The organism is Acidobacteriota bacterium, assembly GCA_003696075.1.
In the GTDB taxonomy this organism is placed as follows: Bacteria; Acidobacteriota; Polarisedimenticolia; order J045; family J045; genus J045.
Window position 1 is genome coordinate 19,940 of sequence record RFHH01000039.1, and the last position, 9,999, is coordinate 29,938.

Here is a 9,999-nt window from a genome sequence, read left to right on the forward strand (position 1 = left end):
CGGTGCGGGCCAGCGCCTTGCACGAGCCGTTCCTCGACCAGGCGGAGGCGCGGCCGGACGCGGTCGCGATCGTCGACGGGGATCGCAAGGTCACCTACGGCGAGCTCGCCGGGACCGTGTTGCGCACGGCCGCGGTGCTGCGCGAGCTGGGCGTCGGGCGGGGCGATCGGGTCGCCATCTGGCTCGAGAAGTCGATCGAGGCGGTTTCGGCGATGCTCGCGTCGAGCTGCGCGGGCGGCGTCTACGTTCCGCTCGATCCGGGAAGCCCGCCCGCGCGGGCGGCGAAGATCCTCCGGTCGTGCGAGCCGGCGGTCGTGCTCGTCGGGCCGCGGACGGCCGGGGCGTGGCGCGAATGCGCCGCCGCGGCCGGAGCGGCGCGGGTCGCCTGGGGCGGTGCGGAAGGGGAACCGCCGGCCGGGCTCGAGGCGGTGCCGCTCCGGGCGGCGGCGGCCTCGGCCGCGCCCGAGCCGCCGGCCGCGGTGGCCGGAGACGCGCCGGCCCACATCCTCTTCACCTCCGGTTCCACCGGCCAGCCGAAGGGTGTGGTGATCACCCACGCGAACGTGCTGGCGTTCGTCGCGTGGGCGAACAGCTACTTCGATGTCCGCCCCGGCGACCGGCACTCGGGGCATTCCCCTCTGTTCTTCGACCTGTCGACGTACGATATCTACGGGAGCCTCTCCGCCGGCGCCGAGTTGCATCTCGTGCCGCCGCGGCTGAACCTGCTACCGGGAAAGCTGGCCGAGTTCATCCGGGAGCGGCGCCTGACGCAGTGGTTTTCCGTTCCCTCGATCCTCAACTATCTCGCCAAGTTCGATGCCGTCGGTGAGGGCGACTTCCCCGAGATGAAGCGCTTGATGTGGTGCGGGGAGGTCTTCCCGACCCCGTCGCTGCGCTACTTCATGGCCCGCCTGCCGCACGTCCGGTTCACGAACCTCTACGGCCCGACGGAGGCCACGATCGCGAGCAGCTACTACACCGTTCCGGCGGTGCCGGCGAGCGATCGCGAGGAGATTCCCATCGGCTCGCCGTGCGGCGGCGAGGAGCTGTTCGTGGTCGGCGAGGATGGGCGCGTGCTTCCGCCCGGACGCACGGGGGAGCTGTGGATCGCGGGCGTGGGAGTGGCGGCCGGCTACTGGCGCGATCCGGAGCGCACGGCGCAAGCCTTCGTGCCTCACCCCCAGCGCCCCGGGGAGCGCGCCTACCGGACGGGCGATCTGGCCCGGCAGGGAGAGGACGGCCTCTTCTACTACCTGGGCCGGTCGGACTCGCAGATCAAGAGCCGCGGATACCGGATCGAACTCGGCGAGATCGAGGCGGCTCTCGCAGCGGTTCCCTGGCTGCGGGAGGCGGCGGTGGTCGCGGTTCCGACCGACGGATTCGAGGGGTGGTCGATCTGCTGCGCGTACGTGCCGCAGCGGGGCCGGGAGGCGCCGCCGCGGGAGATCAAGGCGGCGCTGGCGCGCGACCTGCCCGCGTACATGATCCCCCACCGGTTCCGGGCCTGGGACGCCCTTCCGAGGACGCCCAACGGGAAGGTCGACCGGAAGGCGATCCGGGCCGCTTTCGCCGCCGCCGACGCGGGTTGACCGGGGGCCCCGCGGCCGTACATTTGCCCCCGCCGGCGCCACGCGGCGCGGTCCGGAGCGACGCATGGGGAAGGAACGAGCCCTCCAAAACGGCCGCATCAGGGAAGAGGTGGCGCGAATCCTCCGCGAGGAGATCCAGGTGGAGGTGCCTTCGGAGGACTGCGATCTGATCGAATCCGGGCTGCTCGACTCGCTGACGTTCGTCGACCTGCTGGCCCACGTGGAGCGTGTCTTCCGCGTCTCCATCGATATCGCTTCGCTCGACCTCGACGACCTCCGTTCGGTCGACAGCATCGCGCGGTTCATCGAGTCCCAGCGGGCGGATCAGTGAGGTTCACCCGCGACGGGGGAGGGGTCGGTACCGTGCCACGGGCCGAAGCCGGAGGCCGCCGGGCCGGAGACGGGCTCGACGCGGTGCCACGTGACCCCCGCCAGCCGCACCACCGTCAGGCGGCAGAAGATCTCGAATCCGAGGCGCTGGTGCGATTTGAGCGAGATGAGGTTCTCGTCCGACGGCATCGACGTGTAGATGGCCCGCACCCCGCGGCTCCGGAGGCGCGGGACGGCCTCGGTCCAGAGCTTGATCAGCGCGCCCTTGAGGCGGAACTCCGGATGGACCTCGATGGCGTAGGACCAGCAGCCGTGCGGTCCCATGTCGAACGTGTAGCCGTTCGGGCGCGACACGTGGATTCCCCCGCACTCGTACCAGCCGTAGGCCGCCGGGCGGTTCCCCGCCATGACCAGGAAGCAGACGTGTCCGGCCTCGAACTGCGGCGCGTAGCCGCGCCGGCGCGCGCGCACCTGCTGGAGGAGAGGCTCGTCCGCCGGCGTCGCTTCCCGGACGTCGAAGTGGGGCAGCGGGATGGGCGGCACGGCGACCTCGGTCATCCGGCAGAACACCAGGCGCGTGACGAAGAAAAGCCCCTTGGGGAAGGTGCTCCTCTCGAGAGCCACGCGCAGATCCCGCCAGCGCCGCTCCCTCACGAGCCGCGCGAGCGTCGCGGCCCGGCGCAGCACCGGGACGCGGGGCCGAGCATGGGTACCGGCGGGCATGGCGCGCATTCTAACCGGCCGGGATTCCCGGCGGTCCGGCGGCCGGCGCGGCCGCAGCGGGAGCGGGGACCGGTTCGAGGCCGCCGGGGGTCGCTTCCCCGGGCGGCGGCGGGCGGCGGTTTTCCGTGACGCGGTCCGGTGTTCCTCCGCGCCGCCCCGCCGGCCCCCTGCGGGCGGTCCTGTTCGATCTCGACGGGGTGCTCGCGGACACCTTCGACGTCTGGTGCGCGGTGCTCGACCGGTGCCGGCGCCGCCGCGGCCTTCCGCCGCTCGGGCCGGACCGCGTGCGCGAGGTCTGGGGCCAGGGGCTCCGCGCGGACTGCGAGACGCTCTTTCCGGGCGAGTCGCCGGCGCGGCTGGCTCGCGAGTACGAGGAGGCCTTTGTCGAGGAAGCGGGGCGCGTGCGGCCGGTACCCGGTGCGGAGGCCGCGCTTCTCGCGTGCCGCAAGGCCGGCCGCGTGACCGGTGTGGTCACCAATAGCCCGGCGGGGATGGCCGAGGCGGTGCTCCGGGAGCTCCGTTTCCGCCCCATGGTCGACGTGCTCGCCACGGGGGACGAGGTGCTCCGGGGAAAGCCGGACCCGGCCCTCCTGTTCGTGGCGGTGGCCCGCGCCGGGGTGAATCCCGGGGAGGCGGCGCTCGTGGGGGACACGCCGCTGGACATCGCCGCGGCGCGTGCCGCGGGAGTGCTCGCCGTCGGCTACCGCGTCCCGGGGGACATCACGGTGGACGAGCTCGCCCGGCTGCCCGACCGGCTCGGCCTGCCGCGCTGAGCGGCGAGCGGGGGAGTGCCCGCCTCCCGTTCGGCGGCTCTGAGGAGACTCTGCCAGGCGCCCCCACCCGGGAGCGGCCGATCCGCCGACAGGCGCCGGAGGATCGCCGTTCCGGTGCGCGACGAGGCGCGGGCGCGCCCCGGGTCGCCCGCGGCGCGATGGCACCGGCCGGCCTCCATCTCGATCCGCGCGACCAGCTCCGGCAACCGCGCCTCCCGCGCCAGCCGGCGCGCTTTCGAAAGGGCCCTCAACCCGGCCGTGGGACGGCGGATGCCGCGCGCGCAGCGGGCCCGCGCGAGGAGGAACTCGGCCCGTGCCGCCGGGTCGGCCTCTGCCGCCGGATCGCGGGAGGCGATGCGCCACGCCGTGCGGGGATGGCCGGCCGCGAGGTAACCCTCCGCCGCGAGCGTGTCGGCGAGCAGGTGCGCCTCCTCGGGCAGGCGGGCGCCGTAGAGGGACTCGACGGCCGCCAGCGGCCGCCCCGCCGCGATCTCCGCCTGGGCGCGCACCAGCCGCGCGGTGACCGGAAGCATCCGGGCCGCCCCCTCCGCGATGACCGCGGAGTACAGCGGCCGGCCGCGGGCGGCCGCCGCGACGGCGAGCTGGAGGAAGAGAACAGGGGCCGACGAGTCCGGCGCCAGGTCGAGGGCCCGCTCGAGGGCGCGCTCCGCCGCGCGCCACCTGCCGAGCGCCGCCTCCGCTGCGGCGAGCCGCCGGGCGAGGGAAGCGCCGCGGCGCCCGATCAACCCCCTCGCCGCCTCGACTCTCAGGGCGCCGGCGACCGCCGCGGGATCCGGCTCTCCGTCCGCGGCCGCTTCCGGGGCGGGATCGGGCTCTCCGCCGGGTGCGGGCACGATCCCTACCGCCGCCAGGAGCGCGTCCACCGCTTCCGCGGCCCCTCCCCTCGGTCTGCCGAGCGCCCGCATGAGCGCCAGGAACCTCGGCAGGGCCAGGTCCGCCTGTCCGGTCTCGACGCGGGACAAGTGGGACCGGGTGACCCTGACCCCGACCGCACGCGTCAAACGCTCCACCTCGTCGAGCGAGAGCCTTTCCTCGCGCCGCATCCTCCGGAGCAGGTCTCCGATCGCGATGCGGACGGCAACCTCGGGACGTGACATCCGTTCCTCCTCCCGGCGCGGGACTCGGGACGGCGCTCCCCGCCGGGTCCATCCCGGAGCATCCACCGATCCTCTCCGGCGGACACGAGGGTCGGGTCCGGCCGCCGAGCCCCCTCCTCGCAGGCGCGGAACCCAGGGGACGGCGGGAGCGTCCGGCGTTGCGGGGCGGCGTCCCGGCTCCGGGAGGTCAGGCCGTGACGACCTTCAGCGCGGCGCGCACCGCGCCGAGCTCCTCGAGGAAGGCGAAGACGCTCGGCGGGCGCCGGTTCGGATCCTTGGCGAGCACCCTGGCCAGCAGGGCGTCGAGCGCCGCCGGTACGCCGGGGCGGAGCGAGGAGGGCGGCGGGGGAGTCTCCTCGAGCTGCTGCTGGAGGATCTCGGCGACGTTCTCCGAGGTGAACGGCTCGCGGCCGGTGACCAGGAAGTACGTCAGGATCCCGAGAGCGTACAGGTCGGCCCGCTGGTCGGTCGCCTCCCCGCGGATCTGTTCCGGTGCCATGTAGGCCGGCGACCCGATGACGAGACCCTCGCGGGTCAGGTGCACGTCTCCCTGGCGCGCGATGCCGAAGTCGACCAGCCGCGGCCGGCCCTCGGCGTCGATGAGCACGTTCTCCGGTTTCACGTCGCGGTGCACGATCCCGAGTCGGTGGGCGGCGGCGAGGCCGGCCGCGACCCCCGCCGCGAGGTCGAGCGCCTGGCCGAGAGGAATCCGGCGCCTCGACGCCGCCCAGGCGCGCAGATCGACGCCGTCGATGAACTCCATCACGATGAACCGAAGGTCACGCCAGCGCTCGAACGTGTGGACCCTGACGATGTTCGGGTGGTTGATCTGCCGGGCGAGCCGGATCTCCTGGATGAACCGCTTCTCGACCGTCTCGTCGAGGGGGCCGGTGAGGACCTTCAGGGCGACCGGTTCGTCGAGCACGAGATCGCGGGCGGCGAACACGGTGCCCATGCCTCCCCGTCCCAGCTCGCGCAGGATCTCGTAGCGATTCGCCAGCAGGGTTCCGGGAAGGAGGGAGGTGCCGTGCAGCTCCTCGAGGAGCTGCTGGGCGGACCCGTAGCGGTCGAGGCGGCTCGGGGCCAGGCAGCGCGAGACGACCTTCTGCAGCAAGTCGGGCACGGGGCGATCGGGGGCCACGGGCAGCCGGGGCGGAGCCCCCCCGGATGGGTCGGGCGGGGGAGGAGGGGATCCGGCGAGCATCTCCCACGCGAGCACACCCAGCAGGTAGACGTCCGACGAGGGGTCCATGCGCTCGCCACGATTCGCTTCCGGCGGCCTGTACGGATCCGGCGCGCCCGTGCGACCCCTCTGCCGGAGGGCCAAGCCGAAATCGATCATCTTGATCTCCCAAGAAGGCGTCACGATGATCGATTCGGGCCTGAGAACGCGTGCGAGCAGCCCGAGGCCGTGGGCGTAATCGAGCGCCTCGGCCACCCTGGTGAGGACCTGCACCGCCCGCGGGGCGTCGAGCGGTCCCTCCGCTTCGAGGATCGCCCGGAGGGACCGGCCGCGCACGTGCTCCTGGACGATGAAGAGCCCCTTGTCGTCGCGGCCGGCATCGTGGATCGCGGCAATGGCGGGATGGTGCAAGCGCGCCACCCGCCGCACGTCGCCGAGCACCCGCTCGATCGCCGCATCGGTGGGGAGGCGGTCGGGACCGAATCGCCGCAGGCACACCTCCCGCTCCATCGTCGCGTCGAGAGCCAGAAAGGCCTCGCCCGGCAGTCCGAGGTCGAGCGGGCGGAGCACGGCGTACCGGCTGGGGAGGCGGCGCTCCCGTCGGTTTCCGGCGTCGCCCGGATCGACGCGGTGGAGGCGTTCGAGACGCGCCGCCGCGTCGCGGAACCGGTAGTCCCTCGCCACGACCTCCTTGAAAGCGGCCGCCGCCTGGCGCGCCCGCCCCAGCGATTCGAGCAGCGTTCCGAGCCGGTACCACGCGTCGATCCGCTCGGAGTCGTCGAGAGCGGTTCCGGGGGCGGCCAGCGCCTCCCGGTAGTGCTTGACGGCCACCGACCCCATCCCTTTCCGTTCGAACAGACGCGCCAACGCCAGCGCCGCGGCGGGCCGCTCGGGGGAGTCCGACCCGACCGCTTGGAGGATCTCGAGCGCCCGGTCCTGGGCCCCGAGGGCATCGAGCAGCCTCGCCGCCCGCACCCGCTCCCCAGCCTCGAGAAAGGCCTCGGCGGCGGCCTCGATCTCTCCCGCCGACTCCAGGCAGCGCGCCGCCTCTCCGACCTCCCCCGCCAGCCGGTACAACCGGGCCGCGGAGGCGAGATCTCCGGCTTGCTCGAACCGCTCGGCCGCCGCGATGGGATCACCCGCCGCTTCGTAGGCGGCGGCCGCCTCGACGGGACAGCCGAGCTTCTCGAAGCAGGCGGCGGCTTCGCCGGGGAGGCCCGCCTCGAGGAAGAGCGTCGCCGCCGGCCCCCACATCTCGGCCGCCGCATAGGCCCGCGCCGCCGGTTCGGCGCCGAGCCGGTCCGGGAAGGCCCGCTCCGCCACCTCCGCCGCCCGCTCGGCCTGACCGGACGCCAGCCACGCCCGGATCGCGCGCTCCGCGTCGCCGGCCCGCTCCCACGCCCGGGCGGCCTCCGCCATCTTTCCGGCCCGCTCGAGCCAACCCGCCGCACGCGCCGGCTCGCCCGCGGCGAGGAGCTGTTTCGCTCCGCGGGCGGCGAGCTCGAGGAGTTCCCGGCGGGACCCTCCGCCCAGGCCCGAGTCCCGCAGGAGCTTCTCGATCGCGCGGAGGGCGCGTTCCGGCTGGCGGGCGTCGAGAAAGAGCCGGGCGGCGCGGCGCAGATCGCCGGAGAGTTCGTACAGGCGCGCGGCCGCCGCCGGGCGTCCGCCCGCTTCCTGGATCTCGGCCGCGCGGCGCGTCTGGCCTGCGGTCACGAAGAGCCGGGCGGCCCGCTCCCGGTCACCGGCCCGGAGCGCGGCCTCGGCGGCTTCCAGGGGCAGCCCGCCCCGCTCGTAGTCCAGCGAAGCCTGCTCGAAGTCCCCCAGCTCGTCGGCGACCTGGGCGGCGAGCCGGTAGAGCCGCCCCTTGCGGTACATTCGGAGCGCCTTCTCCGGCTCGCCGGCGAGGCGGTAGAGGTCGCCGGCCGTGGCGTAGTCGCCACGAAGTCCCGCCCAGCGGGCCTTCCGCGCCGCGCGCTTCGACATGCCGTCGGTCCCGCCGGAAACATAAGTTCGGGCCCGGCGGCGCGGCCATCGCGCGCGGGGGCGGCCGGTCGGGGGTATCTTTCGGGGGACCCCCGCAGCCCGCGTCCCGGGGAACCGGCCGGGCCGGCGCCGGGCCGGACGCGGGGCCGCGGGAGAGGGGAGCGCACGTGAGCGCGCGGTCCTTGATCCGGCACCTCCGCGGGATGACGCTTCCCGCGATCGAGTCGTTCCTCGAGCGCGGTCACGTCATCAGCCGCGCGCAGGAGTACGCCGAGGACGGACGGGTCGAGGAGATCTGGGTCGACGGCGAGAGCCTGCGCGCTCACGTCACCGGATCCTCGACGACGCCGTATCACTGCGTCATCCGCCTCCAGGAGGGCTTCCTCGAGCCGCAGTGCTCCTGCCCGTACTCCCGCGGCGTCTGCTGGCACGTCGGGGCGGTTCTGATGACGCTGGCCCTCGAGCCGGAGCTGTTCGATCAGCTCGAGAGCCAAGCCGCTCGTGCCTCGCGAGCCCCGCGGGTCGCCTCCGACCGGAGCGTCGAGGGGGACTCTCCGCCCGCCACCGGAAAGACGCCGCCTCCCTCGCCCGAAGCGCTCGAAGCTCTCCGCGGCCAGCTGTTTTCCTGGAGGAAGGAAGAACTCGTCGCGGAACTCGTCGAGCTCGCGGCAGGCGACGGAGCGCTCGCGGCCCGGCTCGCCGAGCCGCGCGCGGAGCCGGCCGACCTCGATCTGAAACTGTTCCGCCAGGCGGCCCGCGCCGCGCTCCGGCCGGGCGTGCGGCTGAGGCGGCACGAGATCGCCCGCGTGGCGAGCGACGTCCGCGACGTCGCCGCCTCCGTCGGGCGGCTCCTCGGCGGCGGGCGGCCGGAGGGGGCCCTCGACCTCCTGGAGGAAATGGCGGCACTCGTGTGGCGGCGGATCGACGAGGCCGACGACCGGGACGGGATCCTGGCCCGGTTGGCGCGCGATCTCCTCCGGGAATGGTGCACCGGATGGGCTTCGGTTCCCGGGCGCGACCGCCAGAGGCTCGCGCGGATCCTGTTCGGGTGGATCGTGGAGGACGCGGGCGGGGTCTTCGCGGGCCTGGTGCGCGAGGGTGCCGAAGCACTCGGCGATGTCGGCCTCGACACGCTCCGGACGCTTCTGGCGGCTTCGCTCGACGAGAGGCTGCGAGCCCGCCGGGGGGAACTCGTCGAAGACGGGGAGGGCCACGGAGATCCGCTCGTGGTCACCTTGCGCCGGGCGCTGCGAGAGGCCGCCGAGGCCCGGGGAGACATGGAGGACTTCCTCGCCCATTGCGACCCGGACGGCCGGCACGGCGGCGAGATCCTGGCCGCGGTCCGTCACCTCGCGCGGCGAGGCGATCACCTCGAAGCGCTGCGCTGGGCCGAGAAGGGCCGGAACCGCGCGCGGCGGAGCGAGCGGGCGGCGATCGACGACCTGCGCATCGAGTTGTTGCTCAGGCTCGATCGCCGGCGCGAGGCGATCGAGCTGGCGTGGGAGGCCTACCGCGCCGAGCCGAGCGCGCCGGGTTTGCGGCGGCTGCTGGCGGTCGTCGATCCCTCCGAGCGCGCCGAGTGGCGGCGGCGTGCGCTCGACCTGTGCGAGGCCTCCGCCGACGCGACCGCCTTCGTCGAGGTCTGCCTGGCGGCCGGCGCCACCGAGCGCCTCGTCGACCGTCTCGAGATGGCCCCGGCGTACGTCCTCGCCGCCGGCGAGCAGGTCCTCGACGCCGCTTGCCTGAGGCTCGACGAGCAGTCGCCCGCCGCAGCGGCTCGCATCAGGATCCATCTGGCCGAACGGGCGCTCGCGGCCGGCGATCCGCGCCAGTATCCGCGCGCCCGGGAACACCTCGAGCAGGCCCGCCGCGCCTGCGAGCGCCGGGGAGACACCGCGCTGTGGAGCGCCGCGGTGGAGCGGCTTCGTGCCGCTCACGCGGTGGTCAGGGCGTGGTGGCCGGAGACGGCGGAACATCCACCTGGATCGTGACGCGGACGATCGTGAGCCCGTCCCGCCGCTCCCCCTCGGCGACCGCCGCGACGCGGCCCGCGCGCATCTGCCCCACGGCTTTCGGCGCCGGACCCCGTCCCTCGGTCAGGCTGCGGAGTTCGTCTTCCCCGTAGGCCGACGCCAGGAGGTCGAGGACGCGCGCGACGGCCGCGGCCGGCTCCGCGGCGTCCGCCTCGAGGAGCACCCACTCGACCTCTCCCCGTTCGCCCCGGTATCGGTCCGCCTCGGCGACGCGCCACTCCGGGGGCCACGGGACGTCGGCCAGGTGCTCCGGGGGCAGCGGCGGGG

The 9,999-nt window shown here is 74.4% G+C and carries 8 protein-coding genes; 4 read left to right on the plus strand and 4 right to left on the minus strand.

Annotated elements, in window-relative coordinates:
* Positions 1–17 precede the first annotated feature (17 nt).
* Positions 18–1,589, plus strand: a complete 1,572-nt coding sequence (locus tag D6718_02480) for a D-alanine--poly(phosphoribitol) ligase (protein RMG48180.1) — start codon at positions 18–20, stop codon at positions 1,587–1,589.
* Between the two features lie 64 nt (positions 1,590–1,653).
* The gene (locus D6718_02485; GenBank protein ID RMG48173.1) at positions 1,654–1,920 is read left to right on the plus strand and encodes an acyl carrier protein; all 267 of its coding nucleotides are present in this window, start codon (positions 1,654–1,656) and stop codon (positions 1,918–1,920) included.
* Here D6718_02485 and D6718_02490 read toward each other — a convergent pair.
* Complete coding sequence (locus D6718_02490; GenBank protein RMG48174.1) at positions 1,914–2,642, minus strand: GNAT family N-acetyltransferase; 729 nt, start codon at positions 2,640–2,642, stop codon at positions 1,914–1,916. The genes D6718_02485 and D6718_02490 overlap by 7 nt on opposite strands.
* Positions 2,643–2,665: 23 nt before the next feature.
* Here D6718_02490 and D6718_02495 point away from each other — a divergent pair, with 23 nt between their 5' ends.
* Entirely contained in the window at positions 2,666–3,415 is a 750-nt protein-coding gene (locus D6718_02495; GenBank protein ID RMG48175.1) for an HAD family hydrolase, read from the plus strand.
* Here the strand turns inward: D6718_02495 and D6718_02500 are convergent.
* A complete protein-coding gene (locus tag D6718_02500; protein ID RMG48176.1) occupies positions 3,343–4,533 on the minus strand; it encodes a hypothetical protein in 1,191 nt (396 codons plus the stop codon). The genes D6718_02495 and D6718_02500 overlap by 73 nt on opposite strands.
* Positions 4,534–4,720: 187 nt before the next feature.
* Positions 4,721–7,699 (minus strand): serine/threonine protein kinase, encoded by a 2,979-nt coding sequence (locus tag D6718_02505; protein ID RMG48177.1) that lies wholly within the window; start codon positions 7,697–7,699, stop codon positions 4,721–4,723.
* A 167-nt stretch (positions 7,700–7,866) separates the two neighbouring features.
* On the opposite strand from D6718_02505, the gene D6718_02510 reads away from it, so the two are divergent.
* Complete coding sequence (locus D6718_02510) at positions 7,867–9,690, plus strand: hypothetical protein (GenBank protein RMG48178.1); 1,824 nt, start codon at positions 7,867–7,869, stop codon at positions 9,688–9,690.
* Here D6718_02510 and D6718_02515 read toward each other — a convergent pair.
* On the minus strand, positions 9,644–9,999 hold a 356-nt coding region (locus tag D6718_02515; protein ID RMG48179.1), incomplete at its 5' end, for a hypothetical protein. The genes D6718_02510 and D6718_02515 overlap by 47 nt on opposite strands.

What these genes read in the sequence shown, in the direction of transcription:
- D6718_02500 (RMG48176.1), bottom strand. Translation starts at nt 4,533, where the DNA reads ATGTCACGTCCCGAGGTTGCCGTCCGCATCGCGATCGGAGACCTGCTC.
- D6718_02490 (RMG48174.1), bottom strand. Translation starts at nt 2,642, where the DNA reads ATGCCCGCCGGTACCCATGCTCGGCCCCGCGTCCCGGTGCTGCGCCGG.
- D6718_02505 (RMG48177.1), bottom strand. Translation starts at nt 7,699, where the DNA reads ATGTCGAAGCGCGCGGCGCGGAAGGCCCGCTGGGCGGGACTTCGTGGC.
- D6718_02485 (RMG48173.1), top strand. Translation starts at nt 1,654, where the DNA reads ATGGGGAAGGAACGAGCCCTCCAAAACGGCCGCATCAGGGAAGAGGTG.